This is a genomic window from Nonomuraea sp. NPDC049419, from assembly GCF_040676995.1.
Classification (GTDB): domain Bacteria; phylum Actinomycetota; class Actinomycetes; order Streptosporangiales; family Streptosporangiaceae; genus Nonomuraea; species Nonomuraea salmonea.
Genome location: NZ_JBFAQB010000004.1, coordinates 107534 through 128000, shown reverse-complemented (window position 1 = coordinate 128000; position 20467 = coordinate 107534). Strand labels below are relative to the sequence as shown.

Annotated in this window: 17 protein-coding genes; 7 read left to right on the top strand and 10 right to left on the bottom strand. The window is 72.2% G+C overall.

Annotated features, from left to right (window positions below; genetic code table 11):
* Positions 1-90: 90 nt before the first annotated feature.
* Both AB0K12_RS14660 and dapA read right to left on the bottom strand, forming a co-directional pair.
* Positions 91-1719: a TlrC/CarA/OleB/SrmB family ABC-F type ribosomal protection protein gene (locus tag AB0K12_RS14660; RefSeq protein WP_364560147.1), complete on the bottom strand. Its 1629-nt coding sequence runs from the start codon at positions 1717-1719 to the stop codon at positions 91-93.
* Positions 1720-1865: 146 nt separating this feature from the next.
* Positions 1866-2735, bottom strand: a complete 870-nt coding sequence (gene dapA, locus AB0K12_RS14655) for a 4-hydroxy-tetrahydrodipicolinate synthase (protein ID WP_364560144.1) — start codon at positions 2733-2735, stop codon at positions 1866-1868.
* 71 nt (positions 2736-2806) lie between these two features.
* On the opposite strand from dapA, the gene AB0K12_RS14650 reads away from it, so the two are divergent.
* Positions 2807-3676, top strand: coding sequence for a LysR substrate-binding domain-containing protein (locus tag AB0K12_RS14650; protein WP_364560142.1), 870 nt, complete (start codon positions 2807-2809; stop codon positions 3674-3676).
* Positions 3677-3687: 11 nt separating this feature from the next.
* Here AB0K12_RS14650 and AB0K12_RS14645 read toward each other — a convergent pair whose 3' ends face one another.
* The 4 genes from AB0K12_RS14645 to AB0K12_RS14630 all read right to left on the bottom strand — a co-directional run bounded on the left by AB0K12_RS14645 (position 3688) and on the right by AB0K12_RS14630 (position 7373).
* A complete protein-coding gene (locus tag AB0K12_RS14645) occupies positions 3688-4617 on the bottom strand; it encodes a serine hydrolase (protein WP_364560139.1) in 930 nt (309 codons plus the stop codon).
* Between the two features lie 2 nt (positions 4618-4619).
* Positions 4620-5123 carry a flavoprotein gene (locus tag AB0K12_RS14640; protein ID WP_364560136.1) on the bottom strand — a complete coding sequence of 168 codons (504 nt, stop codon included), beginning with the start codon at positions 5121-5123 and terminating at the stop codon, positions 4620-4622.
* Between the two features lie 43 nt (positions 5124-5166).
* Entirely contained in the window at positions 5167-6528 is a 1362-nt protein-coding gene (locus tag AB0K12_RS14635; RefSeq protein ID WP_364560133.1) for an MFS transporter, read from the bottom strand.
* A gap of 113 nt (positions 6529-6641) precedes the next feature.
* Entirely contained in the window at positions 6642-7373 is a 732-nt protein-coding gene (locus AB0K12_RS14630; protein WP_364560130.1) for a class I SAM-dependent methyltransferase, read from the bottom strand.
* Positions 7374-7551: 178 nt separating this feature from the next.
* On the opposite strand from AB0K12_RS14630, the gene AB0K12_RS14625 reads away from it, so the two are divergent.
* From AB0K12_RS14625 to AB0K12_RS14615, 3 genes are all read left to right on the top strand, one after another.
* The gene (locus AB0K12_RS14625) at positions 7552-8883 is read left to right on the top strand and encodes an LCP family protein (RefSeq protein WP_364560127.1); all 1332 of its coding nucleotides are present in this window, start codon (positions 7552-7554) and stop codon (positions 8881-8883) included.
* Positions 8884-9030: 147 nt separating this feature from the next.
* Positions 9031-9969, top strand: a complete 939-nt coding sequence (locus AB0K12_RS14620) for an ATP-binding protein (protein ID WP_364560124.1) — start codon at positions 9031-9033, stop codon at positions 9967-9969.
* Between the two features lie 77 nt (positions 9970-10046).
* A complete protein-coding gene (locus AB0K12_RS14615; RefSeq protein WP_364560121.1) occupies positions 10047-10433 on the top strand; it encodes an SCO5389 family protein in 387 nt (128 codons plus the stop codon).
* A gap of 128 nt (positions 10434-10561) precedes the next feature.
* Here AB0K12_RS14615 and AB0K12_RS14610 read toward each other — a convergent pair whose 3' ends face one another.
* The 3 genes from AB0K12_RS14610 to AB0K12_RS14600 all read right to left on the bottom strand — a co-directional run bounded on the left by AB0K12_RS14610 (position 10562) and on the right by AB0K12_RS14600 (position 13325).
* Complete coding sequence (locus AB0K12_RS14610; RefSeq protein WP_364560118.1) at positions 10562-11542, bottom strand: LLM class flavin-dependent oxidoreductase; 981 nt, start codon at positions 11540-11542, stop codon at positions 10562-10564.
* A 64-nt stretch (positions 11543-11606) separates the two neighbouring features.
* Positions 11607-12278, bottom strand: a complete 672-nt coding sequence (locus tag AB0K12_RS14605) for a ribonuclease HII (RefSeq protein ID WP_364560116.1) — start codon at positions 12276-12278, stop codon at positions 11607-11609.
* Between the two features lie 27 nt (positions 12279-12305).
* The gene (locus AB0K12_RS14600; RefSeq protein WP_364560113.1) at positions 12306-13325 is read right to left on the bottom strand and encodes a LysR family transcriptional regulator; all 1020 of its coding nucleotides are present in this window, start codon (positions 13323-13325) and stop codon (positions 12306-12308) included.
* A 79-nt stretch (positions 13326-13404) separates the two neighbouring features.
* Between AB0K12_RS14600 and AB0K12_RS14595 the strand changes: the two genes are divergently transcribed.
* From AB0K12_RS14595 to AB0K12_RS14585, 3 genes are all read left to right on the top strand, one after another.
* Complete coding sequence (locus AB0K12_RS14595; protein ID WP_364560111.1) at positions 13405-14688, top strand: pyridoxal phosphate-dependent aminotransferase; 1284 nt, start codon at positions 13405-13407, stop codon at positions 14686-14688.
* Positions 14689-14829: 141 nt separating this feature from the next.
* Complete coding sequence (locus AB0K12_RS14590; RefSeq protein WP_364368876.1) at positions 14830-15474, top strand: GNAT family protein; 645 nt, start codon at positions 14830-14832, stop codon at positions 15472-15474.
* 255 nt (positions 15475-15729) lie between these two features.
* Entirely contained in the window at positions 15730-18756 is a 3027-nt protein-coding gene (locus AB0K12_RS14585) for a BTAD domain-containing putative transcriptional regulator (RefSeq protein ID WP_364560109.1), read from the top strand.
* Between the two features lie 275 nt (positions 18757-19031).
* On the opposite strand, the gene AB0K12_RS14580 is transcribed toward AB0K12_RS14585, so the two are convergent.
* Positions 19032-20435 (bottom strand): class I SAM-dependent methyltransferase, encoded by a 1404-nt coding sequence (locus AB0K12_RS14580; protein WP_364560107.1) that lies wholly within the window; start codon positions 20433-20435, stop codon positions 19032-19034.
* Positions 20436-20467 lie beyond the last annotated feature (32 nt).

Sequence of the window (20467 nt, the reverse complement as noted above, 5' to 3'; positions counted from 1 at the left end):
CTCCACCCGGCCGCCCCGCAACCGACCGCCCGCCCGGCGGCTGGTCCGCGGCCGGGCGGGCGAGTGGCGGGTCGGCGGGGCGGTCGTGGGTCAGGCTGGGGCGCCGTTGCGGAGCTCCAGGTGGGAGCCGGTGAAGGTGGCGCGTAGGCGGCGGTCGTGGGTGACGATCACCAGCGCGCCCTGGTAGGAGGCAAGGGCCTCTTCGAGCTGCTCGACGAGGTCCGGCGACAGGTGGTTGGTCGGCTCGTCGAGCAGCAGCAGGTCCACCGGGTCGCTGACCAGGCGGGCCAGCTCGACCCTGCGGCGCTGCCCGTACGACAGCTCGCCGAGGCGCAGCCGCAGGTCCGCGGGCCGGAACAACCCCAGGGCCAGCAGCGCGTCCGCGTGCTCGTCCAGCGACCCGGGCCGCCCGTGCGCGTAGGCGGCCAGCAGGGTGCGCTCCGGCGGCCCGGCCGCCTCGTCCTGGCGCAGGAGGCCGGCCCGGCCCGTGCGCACGACCGTCCCGGCGTCCGGCCGCAGATCCCCGGCCAGGACGCGCATGAGCGTGCTCTTGCCCGCCCCGTTCGGCCCGGTGACGAGCAGCCGCTCCCCGGCCCGCACGGTGAGGGCGTCCAGCCGCAGCCGCCCCACCACCTCCACCCCATCGAGCGCCACCACCGCCACCGGCTCGCCGGTCGCAGACACGCCGGTGGTTGTGGGGACGGTGGTGAAGCGTAGGGGGTCGGGGGGTGGGGTCCGCGGGTTGGCGGTGAGCCGCTGCACGCGCTGCTGCGCCTGACGGATGCGGCCCGCGGCGCCGTGCGTGCGGGAGCGGGCGCGCCACGCGCCGGTGCCCATGCTCGCCAGGGTCAGCTTGCGGGGGACCGCGGCCAGCCGGCCGGCGTTGGCGGAGACCAGCGCGGAGTGGCGGGCCAGCTCCTGGCGCCACTCCTCGTACGCCCGCAGCCGCGCCGCCCGCTCGGCGGCCTTGGCGGCGAGGTAGCCGTCGTACCCGTCGCCGTAGCGGCGCACCCGCCCCTCGCCGACCTCCAGGACGGTGGAGGTCACCCGCTCCAGGAACATCCGGTCGTGGGTGATCGCCACGACCGTGCCCCGGTGGGCGCGAAGGCGCTGTTCGAGCCAGGCCACGGCCCGGTCGTCCAGGTCGTTGGTGGGCTCGTCCAGCAGGAGCAGCTCGGGCTCGGCGGCCAGCGTGGCGGCCAGCGCCAGCCGGGAGCGCTCGCCCCCGGACAGCGTGGCCACCGGGCGGGACCGGTCGAGCCCCGGCAGCCCGAGCCCGTGCAGCGCGGCGTCCACCCGCGCGTCGGCCTCGTACCCGCCGCGCGCCTCGAACTCCGCGACCAGCCGGGCATAGGCGTCCATGGCGGAACCGCCGACGGCCAGCGCGTGCCCGGCCTCGCTGATCCTGGCCTCCAGGTCGCGCAGGTCGGCGAGCGTACGGTCGATCGCGTCGGCCACGGTCGCGTCCGGCGGCAGCTCCAGAGACTGCGGCAGGTACCCGACGCCGCCCGGCGCGACGACGGTCAGGTCGCCGTTGTCCGGCCGTTCGGCTCCCGCCATGAGCTTGAGCAGCGTGGACTTGCCCGCTCCGTTGTCCCCGATGACCCCGATCCGCTCGCCGGGGCTGACGGTGAAGGAGACCCGGTCGAGGACGACCCGGGTGTCGTAACGCTTGGTGATGTCGTGGAAAGTCAGTTGGGCTTGGGCAGCAGTACGCATGAAGCGCGTTCCCCTTTGATCGGTACGGAAGATGACCGATGCGGGGCGGCACGGGCGGAGCTCAGGCTCGACGCGCGTGCGCCCCGGGGGCGAAGATCACAGAGTTCCCATTAGGGGAAGAAGCTAGCCCGATACCCACGCAAAGGTCAAGCCCTCAGCGCGGCCAGGGCGCGGGACACCGTCTCGTCGGCGGCGGGCAGCAGCGGCAGGCGTACGTCCGGCGTCGGGATCAGCCCCTGCGCGTGCAGCACCCCCTTGATGACGGTGGGGTTGGGCTCGGCGAACAGCGCCGCCGACAGCCGGGCCAGCCGCCGCCCGAGGTCGCGGGCGCGTGCGACCTCGCCGGTGTGCCAGGCGTCGGCCAGGTCGGCGAAGCTCCTGGTCTCCAGGTGCGCGGAGGCCAGGATCCCGCCCGCCGCGCCCAGCGCCAGCAGCGGCGAGATGACCGCGTCGTCGCCGCCCAGCACCGCGAAGCCTTCGGGCACGTCGCCCACCAGGTCGATGGCGTCCTGATCGACGCCGCCCGTCGCGTACTTGACACCGGCGATCCTCGGGTGCGCGGCGAGCCGCCGCAGCGTGGCGGCGCCGACGGCCTGCCCGGTGCGGTAGGGGATGTGGTAGATCACCAGCGGCACCGGCGACTCCTCGGCCAGCGCCTCGAAGTGCGCGACGACGCCGCGCTCGCCGGGCCGCAGAAAGTACGGCACGGTGACCAGCGCCGCGCTCACCCCGGCGGGCAGCTCGCGCAGGGCCGCCGCCGTCGTCCGCGTGTCGTTGCCGGTGACCCCCACGGTCAGCGGCGCCTGCCGCTCCTCGCAGACCCGCGCGCACGCCTCGATGACCCGCGCCCGCTCCTCCGGGGTGAGCGCCGCCACCTCGCCGGTGGTGCCCAGCGCGACCAGCCCGGACGCGCCCTCGTCGAGCATGTGCCTGCCGAGCTTCTCGACGGCGTCCACGGCCACCGCGCCGGCGGCGTCGAAGGGAGTGATCAGCGGTACGTGGATTCCTGTCAGCATGCTTCGAGCCTGCCGCCCGTCGACCCGTTAGGTCCAGCACGGATTTCTGACTTCGAGCTTAAGCTGAACTTATGCTCGACCCGCGCAAGCTCCGCCTGCTCCGCGAACTCGCCCGGCGCGGCACCATCGCCGCCGTGGCCGAGGCGGTCACGTTCACCCCGTCCGCCGTCTCGCAGCACCTCGGCGCGCTGGAGCGGGAGGCGGGCGTGCCCCTGCTGGAGCGCACCGGCCGTACGGTGGCGCTGACCCCGGCGGGGTGGCTGCTCGTCGAGCACGCCGACGCCGTCCTGGAGCAGCTCGAACGCGCCTCGGCCGCGCTCGCCGCCGTGAAGGGCGGCCCCGCGGGGGCGCTGCGGATCGGCGCGTTCCCGACCGCCGCCCGCGTGCTGCTCCCGCCCGCCCTCGCCGAGCTGGCCGGCGCGCATCCCCGGCTGGAGCCGATGGTCTCGGAGATCGACCCGGCGGACGTCTCCGCCGCCCTGCGGGCCGGTGAGCTGGACGTGGCGCTCGTCCACGAGTACGACTTCGTCCCGCCCGTCACTGACGCGTCCATCGAGACGGAGCCGCTGTTCAGCGAGCCGATGTACCTGACCGACCGGCCCTCGATCGCCGCCGCCCGCGCTGACGCGTGGATCACCGGCAAGCCCGGCACGCTCTGCCACACGATGGCGATCAGGGCCTGCCAGGCGGCCGGCTTCGAGCCGCGCGTCCGCCACCACATCGACGACTTCGACACCGTCCTGGCCTTCGCCGCCGCCGGCCAGGGCGTCGCCCTGGTCCCCCACCTGGCCGCCACCACCCCGCCGAACGGCGTGACCCTCACCCGCCTCGACCTGGGCCGCCGCACTCTGGCAGCCTTCAGGCGCGGCAACAGCGCCCACCCCGCGATCAAGGCGGCGGTGGCCTCCTTCCGCACCGCCACCGCGACCCTCCCCCTCTGAGCTGCGGCGCGTCAGCGGCCCAGGACGGCGTCCAGGGCCGCTTCGGCGCTCGATTGCTCCCGGTCGTACTCGCCGGCCGTCACCGCCACCACCAACCGGTCGTCCGGGGCGATGAGGAGGCGCTGGCCGCCGTTGCCGATGGCCTGGGCCCGGCCGTCGTGGAGGTACCACTGGTAGCCGTAGCGGGTGCCGGCGTCGAGGGCTACCCGGGGGCGCAGGGTCTCCTCGATCCAGGAGCGGGGCACGATGTCACGGCCGCCGTCGAGCACGAGCTGCCCGATCGCGGCCAGGTCCACCGGACGCAGCCGCAGCCCGGACGCGGCCCTGGTGACGCCGTCGTCGCCCCTGGACCACTCGTACCGCGTGATGCCGAGCGGGCCGAGGAGCCGGTCGGCGGCGTACTCGGCGAGCGGCCGCCCGGCGCCCCTGGTGATGATCTCGCCGATGAGCGCGCTGGCCCCGCCGCAGTAATGCCACCGCTTGCCCGCCTCCTCGACGACGGGCCGCTCCAGCACGTACCGGTGCCGGTCGGGGGCGAGCTCCATGGCGATCTCGCTGTTGGCCGCGCTGGTGTAGGGGGCGTCCTCGTTCCATTCGAGGCCGAGCGTCATGGTCAGGGCGTGCTCGATCGTCAGGTGCTCGCGCCCGGCGGGCGAGCACTCGGGAAACGACGCGAGCAGCGGCGCCCCCACCTCGGGCACCAGCCCTTCGCGCAGCGCGATGCCGTACACCAGCCCGACCACGCTCTTGGACACCGAGCGCAGGTCGTGCAGGGTGTCGCGGTCGAAGACGACGTGCCCGAGCGGCTCGTCCAGCCGATGGTCGGGGCCGGCGCCGTAGCGTTCGAGCACGACCTGCCCGTCCCGCAGCACGACGAGCCCGTGCAGTCCCGGCGCCCGCCCGGCCTCCAGCACCGCGTCCACCCGCTCGGTCAGCCCCATCCTCATCCCTCCAGAGAACCCGCGGTCGCCGCACGCAGCTCGCCCAGCGCCCGCCGCCAAGGGTCGCCGCCGTCCTGGTCGAGGACGACGCGCACGCCGTCGGCCCGCAGGTCGCGCAGGCTGCGCCGGTACGCGGTGCGCGCCGACAGCGCCTCGTTCACGAACGGCAGCACGACCACGGGGATGCCCAGCCCAGGCGCCTCGGCCAGCACGCCCAGCGCGTACGTGTCGGCGATGCCCTGGGCGAACTTGTTGATCGTGTTGTACGTCGCCGGCGCCACCACGAACGCGTCGGCCCTGGGCGGCTTCGGCTCATGGGGCTTGCGGTAGCGGCTGCGCACGGGCCGGCCCGTCTGCCGTTCGAGTGCGGGAACGTCGATGAAGTCGAGCGCCGACGGCGTCGCCACGACCTGCACCACCCACCCGTCGTCCCGCGCCAGCGCGACGAACCGGCCAACGTCGGCGGCGGCACCGGCGGCGCAGACGACGAGGTAGAGCACACGCACCACGCCAGCATCCCCTATTTCACCGGGAATGACGAAACGACCGTCAGGTGGCCTTGGTCGCCTCGGCGGCGGTGAGCGGCGCCGCGATGTCCTCCAGCCCCTTGCGTTCGGCCTTGACGCCCAGGAACAGCTCCACGAGCCCGCCCGCGATCATCACCAGCCCGCCGATGGTGAACGCCAGCGCCGTGTCCCCCGGCACCCCGCTCTCCACCAGCGTGGCGAACACCAGCGGACCGGCGATGCCACCGGCCGCCGTGCCGGTGGCGAAGAAGAACGCGATGGCCATCGCCCTGGTCTCCATGGGGAAGATCTCACTCACCGTCAGATACGCCGAACTCGCCCCCGCCGACGCCACGAACAGCACCACCGACCAGCACGCCGTCAGCGTCACCGCCGTGAGCACCCCCTGGTTGAACAGCCACGCCGTGCCCAGCAGCAGCACCCCTGACCCGATGTACGTGGCCGAGATCATCGGCACCCTGCCCACGGTGTCGAAGAGGTGCCCGAGCAGCAGCGGCCCGAGGAAGTTGCCGACCGCGATGACGGCGAAGTAGTAGCCGGTGTGCGTGTCGATGTTGAAGAAGGTGGACAGGATCTGCGCGTACCCGAAGGTGATGGCGTTGTAGAGGAACGCCTGCCCGATGAAGAGCGACAACCCCAGCACCGTGCGCTTGGGATAGAGCGCGACCATGGTGTGCGCGATCCGGACGAACCCGATCGACTTGCGCTGGTGGATGGTCATCGACTTCTCGGGCTCCGGCAGGTCGTCCCGGCCGATCTGCCGCTCGACGTCGTCCACGAGCTGCTCGGCCTCGCGGTCCCTGCCATGGATGAACAGCCAGCGCGGGCTCTCGGGGACGTTGCGGCGTACAAGGAGGATGGCCAGGCCCAGCACCACGCCGAGCCCGAACGCGACTCGCCACCCGATGTTGACCGGCAGGTCGTTGAGCAGCGGCACGGTCAGCAGCGCGCCGCCGGCGGCGCCGAGCCAGTAGCTGCCGTTGATGATGATGTCGATGCGCCCGCGGTGCCTGCTCGGGATCAGCTCGTCGATGGCGGAGTTGATGGCCGCGTACTCGCCGCCGATGCCGAACCCCGTCATGAACCTGAACAGGAAGAACCACCACGCGCTGAAGGAGAACGCGGTCAGCAGCGTCGCCACGAGATAGACGACCAGCGTGATGATGAACAGCTTCTTGCGGCCGAACTTGTCGGTCAGCCAGCCGAAGAACAACGCGCCGGAGCAGGCTCCCGCGACGTAGAGCGCGGCCGCCACGCCCGCCACCTGCGCCTGCGTGATGTCGAGTCCGCTGCCCGGCTTGGCCAGCTGCGCCGAGAGGTTACCGACGATGGTGACCTCGAGACCGTCGAGGATCCAGACGGTGCCGAGGCCGATGACGATCATCCAGTGCCAGCGGGACCATGGGAGCCGATCAAGCCGGGCTGGCACTTTCGTGGTGATGGTGCCGGTTTCAACATCGCTCATAAGGTCCCGTGGCTACCCGGCGAGCGGAATTTCTATCCGGTCGGCTTCCTGGCCTCGATGATCGTGGTGGCGAACCAGGGCCCGCCGTACCAGAACCGCCGGCCGGCGTCGCGCCGCCGCACGTCGATCACGCCGAGGTCGCGCAGCGTCTGCTCGTAGTCGGGGGTGTGCTGGAAGTCGGCGAGCAGCATGAGCCCGCCCGGCCGCAGCACCCGGTACGCCTCCCGCACGGCCTGCGCCCGCCCGTCGGCCGACGGGATGTTGTGCAGGGCCAGGCTGGAGAGCACGACGTCGAACGCGTCCGCGCTGAACGGCAGGTCGCGCAGGTCACCGGTGACCAGGTCCACCCGCTCGGCGACGCCTTCCGCCTCGGCGTTGGCCTTGGCCGCGGCCTCGGTGTTGCCGGTCTGGTCCTTCGAGCGCCACAGGTCGATGCCGGTCGCCCGGCCGCCGTCGGCCAGCCGCGCGGCGGCGGCCAGCAGCACCGCGCCCCTGCCGCAGCCGAGGTCGAGCACCCGCTCGTCGCCGCGCAGCCGCCCCAGCTCCTCGTCCCAGACGGCGAACTTGCCGTGCCTGGTCGTGTAGAGGTAGCTGAACGCGCTGGCCAGGGTGTAGAGGCCGCCGAAGGCGAAGGCGACGCCCGCGGCGAGGATGTCGAGGACGAACGAGAGCGTCGCCAGGGCGAGTAGCGCGAACGCTCCGATGAGCAGGCCCACGAGGGGCCAGGGCGCGTCGAACCCGTAGTGGCCGTGTCGCTTTCGCACATTCACGTTATATCTCAAGTTTCGCTTGACCGCTATTTGACCCAACCCCTCCCTTTCGTTCCGGAGGCCGGGCGCGCAGCATAACTAGGGTTGCTTGGATGGGCCGTCTATGGGGGTTTGACCAGGCATGACGGGAGTAAATCGACGCTTCGGGCTCGGCGCGAGCCTCGCGCTGACAGTGGCATCGACCCTGCTGTGGGGGGTCGCTCACCTCGCCGTGGAGCGCCGCAAAACGGGGCTGGCGCTGATGGCCGCGTACGTGCTGATGCTGGCCGGGGTGCTGACCGTGTTCACCGCGTACAGCACCAAGCTGCTGTCGCTGGCCGTGCAGCCGTACTGGCTGGCCTGGCTCACCGTCGGGGTGGCGGTGATCGCGCTGGCCTGGACCGGGGTGATCGTCTGGTCGTTCCTCCTCGTACGCCCCGAGCGCTCCGACACCGTCGGCCGCTTCCTGACCACCACGCTGACGGTCGCCCTGTGCGCGCTCATCCTGGCGCCCACCGCGTACGCGACCCGCCTCGCCTACCTCTCCCGCGACGTCGTCAACACCCTGTTCACGCCCAGCAGCACCGCCGCGCCCGTGCTCGCCCAGGACCCGTGGAACGGGGCCGAGCGGGTCAACTTCCTGCTGCTCGGCGGCGACGCCGCGCCGGGGCGGCCCGGGGTGCGCACCGACAGCATGACCGTGGCCAGCGTGGACGTCGAGACGGGCGCCACCGTGCTGTTCGGCCTGCCGCGCAACCTGCAGCGGGTGCGGCTGCCCGCGGGACCGGCCAGGGACCGCTTCCCGTACGGCTTCACCGGCGAAGGCCCCGACACGCCGGGCCTGCTGAACGAGATCTACCAGTTCGCGGAGGATCACCCGGAGATGGTGCCCGGCGTGGAGAAGGGCAAGCGCGGATCAACCCTTCTCAAGGCCACCATCAGCGACATCCTCGGCATCCCGGTGAGCTATTACGCCATGGTCGACATGAAGGGCTTCGCCGAGATCATCGACGCCATGGGCGGCGTCCAGGTCACGATCAAGGACCCCATCGTGTACGGCAAGTACCGCGAGGGCCTGCTGCCCGCCGGCACCCGCAGGCTCTCCGGCCAGGAGGCGCTCTGGTACGGCCGCTCGCGCACCGACAGCGACGACTACGTGCGCATGGGCCGGCAGAAGTGCCTGCTCAACGCCGTCGCCAAGCAGGCCGACCCGGTGACCGTGCTGAACAGCTTCGAGCGCCTCGCGGCCGCCACCAAGCGCGCCATTTCCACTGACCTGCCCCAGGACCTGCTGCCCGCCGTCGTGGACCTGGCCGGCAAGGTCAAGAACGCGCGGCTGCGCAGCCTGAGCTTCGTGCCGCCGCTGATCAACACCGCCTACCCCGACTGGTACCTCATCCGCCGCAAGGTCAAGGAGGCCCTCGACCCGCCCGCCTCGACCAGGACCGCACCCGCCCACGCCGCCTCCACCACGCCCACACCCACCCCGGACGACCCCCTGACGCTGGACGCGGTCTGCCACTGAGCAGTCGCAGATAAGCCGCGAACCGCCCCAAAGCGCCCGCAGCCCGCGCGACGCTGGGTCGAACACGCCCTCATCCCGCCTGCGCTGTGGCATGATGATGTCCGTCCCCAGTGGAAACGGTTTTCATCATCATTCTTGGAGCATCCCGTGAGAGTGGCCTTCGTCGGAAAGGGCGGCAGCGGCAAGACCACGATGTCGGCCCTGTTCGCCAGGCACGTGGCGGCCCAGGGCGCCCCCGTGGTCGCCATCGACGCCGACATCAACCAGCACCTCGCCCTGGTGCTCGGCCTGGACCGCCAGCCCGAGCCGCTGGGCGCCCACCTCACCGAGATCAAAGACCGGCTGCGCGGCGCCAACCCCCGCATCCCGTCCGCCGACGCCATGGTCAAGACCACCCCTCCCGGCCGCGGCTCCACCCTGCTGAGCTTCGATGACCTCGCCACCGACCCCTATGGCCTGACCACCCCCGAGGGCCTGCGCCTGCTCGCCACCGGCCCGTTCAGCGAGGACGACCTCGGCGTGGCCTGCTACCACTCCAAGGTCGGCGCCGTCGAACTGCTGCTCAACCACCTGATCGACGGCCCCGGCGAATACGTCGTCGTCGACATGACGGCCGGCGCCGACTCCTTCGCCTCCGGCCTGTTCACCCGCTTCGACCTGACCTTCCTGGTGGCCGAGCCGACCCGCCAGGGCGTCGGCGTCTACCGCCAATACCGCGACTACGCGGCTCAATACGACGTCGCCCTGGCCGTGGTGGGCAACAAGGTGCACGGGGAGTCCGACGTCGCGTTCCTGCGCGAGCACGTGGGTGACGATCTCCTCACCTGGATGGAGCACTCCGCCGCCGTACGCGCGATGGAGCAGGGCCGCCACTTCACCCTCGACGACCTCGAACCGGCCAACGCCGACGCGCTGGCCGTGCTCCGCAAGACCCTGGACGAGCAGGACAAAGACTGGGCCAGGTTCGGCCGCCAGACCGTCGAGTTCCACCTGCGCAACGCCAAGGCGTGGGGCGACGAGCGCACCGGCCTCGACCTCGCGGAGCAGATCGACCCCGGTTTCGTCTACGGCCCGGCGACCACATGACTGTGCCCGTCAAGGCTCTGGAGCGTGCCCGCCCCAGCGATCTAACGTCCGATTTGACCCATCCGAGAGGAGACAGCATGTCGCTGACCGTTCCGAACGATCTGCTCGACCAGGCCAGAGCCGGCGAGGTGGACGACGAGGCGTTCCTCGCCTGCGTCCGCGACTCGCTCCCCTACGCGTGGTCGCTGATCAGCGAGCTGGTCAAGCAGCGCGAGCACAGCGGGGCCGCGTTCGCCGACAACGAGGTGCCGCCGCCGTCGGAGGAGGCGCGCGGCCAGCTCCTGCGCTGCATGGCGAGCGACTCGATGCGCGGCGCGCTCGAGCGCCACTACGGCGTGCGCCTGGCCTTCCAGAACTGCCACCGCGTCGCCGTCTTCGACCCGTCGGCCACGCAGGAGCTCGCCGAGTTCGTCACCCCGCGCGCGCAGATCCTCAACCAGAAACCGGAGCTCGTCGACTGCTGACCCATGGCCGGCGAGCCGGGCGCGCGCCCGGCTCGCCGGCCGGCTCTTCGAGCGGAAGCGGGCCGAGCAGGCCGAAGAGGGCCCGCGCGGGCGCGCAGGCTTGAGCGAGGCGGAGAGCCGGGTCCGTGTCAGTCGCGCACCAGGGGCAGCACCTCGGCGCCGAAGCGACGGATGTTCTCCAGGGTCCGCTCGTGCGACCCCATCCCCTCCACCAGCAGGACGAAGTGCTCGATCCCGGTGCGTTCGGCGGTCCGCCGCAGCGTCTCGGCGCAGTGCTTGGCCGACCCCACCGGGTGGATCTTGGTGAGCAGCTCGACGTAGTCGTCCACGTCGCGGTGTGGCCGCGGCCGGTCGTCCACCGGCTCGTACCCGTCGATCCCGGGCCCCAGCCAGGCCGGCATCGCCCGCATGAGGTCGCGAGCCGCCCCGATCGTCGAGTCCGCGATGTACGCCACCCCGGCGGCCACGTGCTCGACCGGCGGCCCGCCGAAGGCGCGATACCGCTCGACCATGACGGCCTTGTCGTCGTCCCCGATGTGCAGCCCCAGCAGCATGGGCAGCCCGCGCTCGGCCGCCAGCCGCACGGTCGGCTCCGAGGTGCAGGCGACGACCGGCCGCATCCGGGCCGGCGGCACCATCGCCACCTCCCTGAACCGGAAGAACTCCCCGTCGGCCGCCACACGGTCACCCGACAGGGCGGCGAGCAGCAGGTCGAGCGACTCGGGGAAGCCCCGCTCGTACCGGTCGAGCCCGGTGCCGAACACCTCGAGGTCCACCCACGGCCCGCCCCTGCCGACGCCGAGCGTGAACCGCCCGCCCGACAGGTGGTGCAGCACGGCCGCCTGCTCGGCCAGCGCGACGGGATGCTGCGTGGACAGCACGCTCACGGCCGTGCCCAGCCCGATGCGGCCGGTCCGCCCGGCCGCGACGGCCGCCAGCGTGGTGGGCGACGGGCACACGCCGTACGGCATGAAGTGGTGCTCGGCGATCCACGCGTCGTCGAACCCCGCCTGCTCGGCCGCGACGATCCACTCGACGGCGTCGGCCAGCACCCGCCCGGCCTCCTGCCCGGGAAAGAGCCCCGCGACGACAAAGATCCCGATCCGCATGCAGGAAATAGTGACCGATGACCGCCGCGAAGGCGGGCAGACATGCGGAGCTCGCCGATACCCGTCAGGAGAAGAGGCTGGCCTGGCCTTCTCCGACGAGTGGGTCGCGGTGATGCTTCAAGTGCCGCCATTGGGGCAGCTCGTCAAGGTATGACCAGGAGAGCCGGTGGTGCGCGGTGGGCCCAAGTCGTGCCAGCGCCTCCTGATGCGCGGGCGAGGGGTAGCCCGCGTTCTCCGCGAAGCCGTACTCGTCGCAGCCGATCGTCGCCATGTAGGCGTCGCGCCGGACCTTGGCGAGGACGGAGGCGGCGGCAACCGAGATGCTGGCCGCGTCCCCCTTGACCTCAAGGCGCACCGGCCACGGCGCTCCGATGTAGTCGTGCTTGCCGTCGAGGATCACCGCGTCCGGGCGTACCGGCAGGGCCTCCAGGGCCCGGCGGGCGGCCCGCCGCAGCGCCTCGGTCATGCCGAGCGTGTCGATCTCTTGGTGGCTCGCCTCGCCGTAGCCGACGCCGGTGGCCCACTCGGCCAGCTCGGCGGCCAGCGGCCCGCGCTTGACCTCCGAGACCTGCTTGGAGTCCGTGAGCCCGGCGGGCGGCTCCGACAGGTCGGTGACGACCGCGCAGACCAGGACGGGCCCGGCCCAGGCGCCGCGGCCGACCTCGTCGACGCCGGCGACCGTGCGCGTGCTGGGCTGGGCGAGCAGGAGCCGCTCGATGTCGTACGTAGGCGCCATGAGCGCAGACGTTATCGCGATCGCGCGTCACTCTCCGAACGATCGGCCGACCACGTCACTGGCCGAACGTACGGGGAGGTCGAGTCCGTCGAGCGACGGCCGGCCCAGCTGGGAGCGCTCGGCCGGGCGTACCGGATCGAGGTCGGCGGCGATGTAGCGGGCGGCCACGTGGATGGCCCGCAGCGTCACCGACACCGAAGGCCGGTGCACGCTGGAGCTGCGCGCGACGGCGTGCACGTCGCGCCCCACCGGGTTGCCGGGGAACTGCCGCACGGCCAGTCCCCGGATGCCGGCGGCCAGCGCGAGCGCGGGCACGGCGGCGATGCCGATGCCCTTGGCGACGAGCGACAGGATGGTCCCGAGCCCCTCGAACTCCCAGGGGCTCGGCCGGGTGCCGCCGACGTCGACGAGCAGCCGGTCCACGGCCAGCCGTGAGGGCTCGCCGTCGGGGGTGGCCATCCAGGGCTCGTCGCGCAGCTCGCGCAGGTCGACCGGCACGTCGGGGTCGGCGAGGCGGTGCTTGCGCGGCACGACGAGCACGAGGGGGTCGTGCAGCAGCGGGAAGACGCGCACGCTGTCGCTGTCGCGGACGCGGCCGTACCAGTCGTCCACGAGCGCGATGTCCACCTCGCCCGACTGCACCTCGCGCAGGCCGCGCCCGGACCTGCTCTGCCCGAGCCGCAGCGCCAGCTCGGTGTGGCGGCGCAGGGAGCGGGCGAGCGCGGGCGCGAAGGCGACCGCGGCGGTGGGGAAGGCGGTGACGACGACCCGGCCGGCCGGCTTGCCGGCGTGGGCGGACAGGTCGGACTCGGCCTCCTCGACCATCGACAGGATGCGCTCGGCGTGCATGACGAGCCGGCGTCCCGCGTCGGTCAGCTCGGCGCTGCGCGCCGTCCTGTCGATGAGCGCCGTGCCCGTCTCGCGTTCGAGCGCGACGAGCTGTTGGGAGACGGCCGAAGGACTGTAGCCCAACGACTCGGCCGCCGCCGCGATACTTCCCTTCCTTGCGAACTCGCAGATCAGGACCAAACGCCGCAATTCGAGCATCAGACTTCCTTATGCCTACCCACAAAAAGCCTCGCTTGTGCTGATGCCTTCATCCAATCACCCTGGGAACGTGACAAACATGACCGTAACCCTGTCCGCCACATTGGCGGCCAACGAGGACATCGAGCGAAGACGGCGCGCCGGGGAACGCGTGCTCCACCTCGCCTTCGGCGAGGCCGGGCTGCCCGTCCACCCGGCGCTGCGCGACAGGCTGGCCGCCGCATCCGATTGCAACGGCTACGGGCCGGTCGCGGGGGCGGCCGAGCTGCGCGCCGCGGCGGCGGGCTACTGGACAAGACGGGGGCTCATCACCGATCCCGACCTGGTCGTCTGCGGCCCGGGCAGCAAGTCCCTGCTCTACGGCCTGCTCCTGGCGATCGGCGGCGACGTCGTCCTGCCGGTGCCCAGCTGGGTCAGCTACGCCGCGCAAGCCGATCTGGTGGGTTCGCGTCCCATCCTGGTGCCCGCACCGCCAGGAGAGGGCGGCGTGCCCGACCCGGACGCGGTGGCGGCCGAGGTGCGCAGGGCCAGGACGCTCGGCAGGACCGTGAGCACGGTCGTGGTGACCCTGCCCGACAACCCGACGGGCCGGCTGGCCACACCCGAGACGGTGGCCCGCCTGGCCCAGGTCGCCCGCGAGCTGGACCTGACGATCATCTCGGACGAGATCTACCGCGACCTCGTGCACGAGCCGGGCCTGACGTACACCTCGCCGGCCGAGCTCGCGCCCGAGCGCACGATCATCACGACCGGCCTGAGCAAGAGCCTCGCGCTGGGCGGCTGGCGGATCGGCGTGGCCAGGCTGCCGGAGAACGGCGACCTGCGCAGGAGCCTGCTCGCGGTGGCCAGCGAGATCTGGTCGGCGCCCGCGGCGCCCGTGCAGGAGGCCGCGACGTACGCCTTCGGCGACCCGCCCGAGCTGACCGAGCGCATCACCCGCAGCCGCCGCCTGCACGGCAGGCTGGCCAGGGCCGTGCACGAGCGCTTCGCGGAGATCGGCGCCGACGTGCCCGTCCCGCAGGGCGGCTTCTACCTCTATCCCGACCTCGGCCACCTCAGGCTCGGCGGCTCCGCCGAGATCACCAAGATCCTGCTTGAGGAGCACGGCCTCGGCGTCCTGCCCGGTCACGCCTTCGGCGACGACCCCTCGGCCGCCCGGGTCCGCGTCGCGGTGAGCCTGCTCTACGGCGACTCCGCCGAGCAGCGGCAGGCCGCTCTCGACAGTCCCGATCCGCTGCGACTGCCGTGGATCGCCGACAACCTCGACTTCCTGACGACGGGTCTCAAAGAGCTGGCCCTGGTCCGTCACGGGGCAGTGAGCAGGCCGCATCCGGCCCTCGTCCCCGCCCCATGTCACGGTTAGGCGAATCTTTCCCCAAGAGCGGGTTTACCTTCCCCCAAAAGGGGCCTTTGACCTGCGGAAACGCCGCCACCGTCACACCGGTGAAAAGTTGTCCCGTTACGCCTGGTCACAGGGATGCCCGGCAGCCTCCATCATGTGCTCATGCCCGCTCTTGTCACCTTGTCCGGGCGCTTCGTGCGCCTGGAACCTCTCAGCCTCGCGGCGGTCGATGACCTGGTCGCCGCGGCGAGTGAAGACCGCACCATTTACGCCTTCACTCGCGTCCCGCAAGGCCGGGACGAGGTGGTCTCCTACGTGGAGGCCGCCATGGCTGAGCAGGCGGAGGGCCGCTCGTTGCCCTTCGCCATCCGGTGGCTGAACACCGACCGCGTGGTCGGTGCCACCCGTCTCATGCACCTGGAGTACTGGCAGGGCCCCATGCCCTGGCCGCCGGGTACACGAGGTGCGGTGGGCGACATCCCGTCCGTGGCCGACATCGGTTACACCTGGCTGGGCGCGAGCGCCCAGGGCACCGGGGTCAACCGGGAGAGCAAATACCTCCTGCTCTCACACGCCTTCGAGGACTGGAACGTCCACCGCATCACTCTGAAGGCCGACGTACGCAACAGCAGATCCCGGGCCGCCATCGAGGCACTCGGCGCACACTTCGACGGGGTGCGGCGAGCGGACAGCCGAGGCGCCGACGACACGGTCCGAGATACCGCGTTCTACTCGATCCTGAACTCTGAATGGCCGGCCGTTCGCGACCGGCTGCGCATGAGGCTCGGCCTGGTCGAGGCAGCCTGAAACCGTCCGTCCAAGGCCCCATCCGGAAATCCGGGTGGGGCCGGTATTTTTCCGGCCCTGCCCGCACTCCCTAGAGACACACGCCCCCGCGATGCGTGTCCTGCTTGCCGGTTCTCATCATCCAGGGGCGGGTTCAACACCGGATTGACGACGGATCAACAGGAAAATGAACGGATCTGCCGGGATCTAGGTGGCAAAGGTCGTTGGACTTATCATTTGGGGACAAATTATCTCGCTGGCTGGGAGACGAACGGCATGGCTGGTCAGAGCGGCGAAGGCGGGCTGCGGTTCGCCGTGCTCGGTCCTGTCCGCGCCTGGCATGACGGCCAGGAGCTCGACCTGGGCACCCCGCTGCAGCGTTCCATCCTCGGCATGCTGCTGCTGCGCGAGGGCCACGCGGTCACCCCCAACGAGATGATCGACGCCGTCTGGGGCGAGGAGGCGCCGCCGCGCGCGCTCGGGGCCCTGCGCACGTACGTCTCGCGCCTGCGTACGGTGCTCGAACCAGGCAGGCCCGCCCGCTCCCGCCCCGAGCTGCTCACCTCGATCGGCCGCGGCTACGCGCTGCGCCTGCCGGACGACGCACTCGACCTGACCCGCTTCGAGCGCGGCGTCGCCCACGCCGAGGCCGCGCGCAAGGCGGGCAGGCTCGCCGAGGCGGCCCGCGAGCTGCGCGCCGCGCTGGCTCTGTTCGAGGGCGAGCCGCTGGCCGGCACCGTCGGCCCGTACGCCGAGCACCAGCGCGACCGCCTGATCGAGCGGCGCATCAGCGTCATCGAGACCCTCATGGACGTCGACCTGGAGCTGGGCGAGCACGCCAAGGTCGTCTCCGAGCTGATCGCGCTGACCGCCGAGCACCCGCTGCGCGAGCGCCTGCGCGCCCAGCTCATGCTCGCCTACTACCGCTGCGGCCGGCAGGGCGACGCGCTCAACGTCTTCACCGAGACCCGCGAGGCGCTCATCGACGAGCTGGGCATCGAGCCAGGGCCCGAGCTGACGGCGCTGCACCAGCGCATACTCGCCGCCGACCCCGCGCTCGCCGCCCCGCACCGGGCCGAGGAGGACGAGGAGGAGGAGCCGCCGGCCGCCGACGACGAGCAGCCCGCCGCGCTTGAGCTGCCGAGACCTGCCCAGCTGCCCGCCGCCGTCAGCGACTTCACCGGCCGCAAGGAGGTCGCCGGACGCCTGCGCACGATGCTGTCGGCCCAGCCGTCGGCCGAGGGCGTGCCGGTGGCGGCCATCTCCGGCATCGGCGGGGTCGGCAAGACGACGCTGGCCGTCCACGTGGCCCACCTGCTCGCCGACGTCTTCCCCGACGGGCAGCTCTACGCCGACCTGCGCGGCTACAGCGAGGAGCCGACCGCGCCCGAGTCCGCGCTCGGCGGGTTCCTGCGCGCGCTCGGCATCCCGCCGGACGTCATCCCCGACGGCCTCGCGGAACGCTCCGCGCTCTTCCGCTCGATCCTGGCCGAACGCCGCATCCTCGTGCTGCTCGACAACGCCCGCGACGCCGGCCAGGTCACCCCGCTGCTGCCGGGCTCGCCGGGCTGCGCCGCGATCGTCACCAGCCGGGGCAAGCTCGCCGACCTGCCCGCCGCCCGGCTCATCGACCTCGACGTCATGGAGCCGGACGAGGCGCTGCAGCTGTTCGCCGCGGTGGCCGGCGCCGAGCGCGTCTCGGCGGAGCACGGCGCCGCCATGGACGTGGTCGCGGCCTGCGGTTTCCTGCCGCTCGCGGTCCGCATCGTGGCCGCCCGGCTGGCCGCCCGCCCTTCCTGGACGGTCGCCTCCCTGGTGCCCAGGCTGGCCGACGAGCAGCGCCGCCTCGACGAGCTACGGGTGGGCAACCTGGCGGTGGAGGCCACGTTCGCGCTCGGATACGGGCAGCTCACCCCCCTTCAGGCCCGCGCCTTCCGCCTGCTGTCGCTGTCGAACGGCCCCGACATCTCGGCGGGCGCCGCGGCCGCCGTGCTCGCCGCCGACGCGTTCGAGACGGAGGAGGTGCTGGAGTCGCTCGTGGACGCGAGCCTGCTCGAAGCGCCCGCGCCCGGCCGCTACCGCTTCCACGACCTGCTCAAGCTCTTCGCCCGCCGGGCGCTCGATCGGACGGAACGGCCGCAGGCCCGCACCATGGCGCTGCGCCGCCTGCTCGGCTTCTACCTGGCCTCCGCGCAGTCGGCGCACGCGCTGGCGTACGAGGGCAGCATGATCTCGGCGAACCTCGTCGTGGTCGGCACCGGGCGCACGTTCAGCACCGTGGACGAGGCCGTCGCCTGGCTCATCGCCGAGGGCGACTCGTTGTTCGCCACGATCAGCCAGGCCGCGTCCTGCGCGCGCACCTCCGAGCACCTGCTGCCCGCCGCCGACCTGCTGGTGGCCATGGAGCCGCTGCTGGAGTCGGGCACCCACACGCGCGAGTTCGACCAGAGCACCCGCGCCGTGCTCGCCGCCGCGCGGAAGAACGGCGACCAGGGCAGCGAGCTGCGCTCCCGGTACGTGCTCGGCCGGGTGCTGTTCGCCGCCAACCGGCTCAAGGAGGCCGAGGAACACTTCAGGATCGTCCACGAGCTGTCGGTCGCCCGCAGGGAGAAGGTCGTCACCGGCGAGGTGCTCAACGCCCTGGCCGTCGTGGTCGGCAGGCAGCGCCGCCACACCGAGGCGCTCGGCCTGTTCGACGAGGCGATGCGCTTCTACCGCGACAACGACGTGCCGGCCGGCGAGGCGCTCGTGCTCAGCTACTCCGCCCGCGACCACCTCGGCCTCGGCCGCCCCGACGACGCGATCGCCGCCGCCGAGAAGGGGCTCGCCATCTTCACCGAGATGGGCTCGGGGGCCGGCACCGCCCGCGCCCGCTACCACCTCGGCATCGTCCTGTCGCGGGTCGGCCGGCTCACCGAGGCCGTCCACCACCACGCCGAGTGCCTGGCCTTCTTCCGTGCCAGCAAGCAGCGGGTGTGGGAGCAGCGGGTGTGCTCCCGGCTGGCCGAGACGTTCATCGCCGCCGAGCGGTACCCGGACGCCGTCCGCCATGCCGAGGAGGCCCTGGTGGTCTCCCGCGACATCGGCCACCCGTACGGCGAGGCCCTGTCGCTCACCGTGCTCGGCAAGGCGCTGCGCGGGCTCGGCAGCACGACGCGCAGCCGCGACTGCCTACGCCGGGCCTTCGAGATCTTCACCAGGCTCGGCGCTCCCGAGGCCGGCGATCTGAAGGTCCTGCTCGACAGCATCCCCGCCGACGAGCCCGGCAGCAGGAGCGGCGCCGATTCCGTCGTCGAGTCCTGAGTACAGCTCGTCGTCCAGACGTGTCATCCACACATGGTTGATCAAGGCTGTCCTTAGGGTGTCACGAAGAGCTCGTGATCGATGGAGTTCAGCCCGGCCGGCCATCTTCGGCCGCCACACGTCGCTAGGGGGCCCGGTTATCCGGATGCTCCGTATGACGGCCTGCCGCCTCACACAAGACGACCGGCCGGACCTGACACGGCCCTCGAACCCCCCAGGTCCGTGTCCTGTCCCAGAGACTCCACCCCCGGTGTCAACGTCCGATCAACAGCGAATCAAAGCAGGAAGTAGCCCTCGGCGATGAGCGGGCGCAGCGCGTCGGCGTTGGTGACCTCACCGTCTCCGACCAGCTCGGCGATGACGTTGAGCAGCGGGCCGAGTGCCAGCTGGCCGTCGCAGACGCCGGCCAGCGCGGCCTCGACGGTGCCGACCTCCCTGCTGCGGCGCAGGCCCTGCGTCTGGCGCAGCACGATGCGCATCGGGTCCTCGGCACCGGGCAGGCCGATGCGCTCGTCGAGCAGGCCGTCGGCGGTCCGCAGCAGCGCCGACTCCAGGCCCTGCGCCCGGTGCGCCGCCGCGATGGCGTCGATCACGCCGTCCACGTAGTCGCCGACCGGGAGCACCACCTGGTGGTCCAGGTGCTCGACGCGGACGACGGGGTCGAGCGTGCCGGAGTTGCGCATCGTGATCCAGCCGAACCCGACGCCCTCGACCCTGCGCTCCTCGAACCAGGCCAGCCACCGGTCGTAGTGCTCGGCGTAGGCGGCGCTGCCCTGCTCCGCGGCGTCGCGCAGCCACAGCTCGACGTATTCGGCCGGGTCTTGGACGTCGCGCTGCACCACCCAGGCGTCGCAGCCGGTCTCGCGCAGCCAGCCGCCCACCCGGTCGTGCCAGTCCTCGCCCTCGACGTGCAGCCAGTTGGCCAGGAAGTGGGCCTGCCCGCCGGGGTTGAGGTAGGCGGGGGTGCGCCGGACCAGCTCGCGGCAGAAGTCGTCACCGGCCGCCCCCGACTCCCGGTAGGTCAGCCGCCCCTCCCGCTCCGGCGCGATCACGAACGGCGGATTGCTCACCACCAGGTCGAACCGCTCACCCTCGACCGGCTCGTACATCGACCCCACCCGCGCATCGACCCCGGAAACCCCCGACAACTCCCAGCTCAGCCGGGCCAGCTCCAGCGCGCGCGGGTTGACGTCGGTGGCGGTGACGCGCTCTGCCCGCCCGGCGAGGTGCAGCACCTGCACGCCGCAGCCGGTGCCGAGGTCGAGCGCGCTGCCGGCCGGGCGGCGGGTGACGAGCTGGGCCAGATTCGCCGATGCGCCGCCTGCCCCCACCACGTGGTCGGCCCGCAGCGCGGGGTCGCCCGGCCGTACTTTCCTGTCGGAGACGACGTAGCCGCCGGTCTCCCACGGTTGCAGGTGCACGGTCGCGGTGATCTGGTCGCCGTCGGCCGCGACCAGCCCCGACTCCAGCACCTCGGGCGCGACGCCCTTGGCCGGCACGGGCGCGCCCAGCCACCACAGCCTGATCAGCGTGCCCAGCGGGTCTCCGCCGGCGGTGGCGCGCAGGGCCGGTGTCAGCTCCTCGCGCGCGAGGGCCGAGGCGGCCGTGGCTCCCAGGCGCTCGCGGACGCCGTCGATCGTGTAGCCGGTGTCGAGGAGGTGATGGCGCAGTCGTTCCACCTGACCATCCTTTCACCGCGGACATGCCCGCT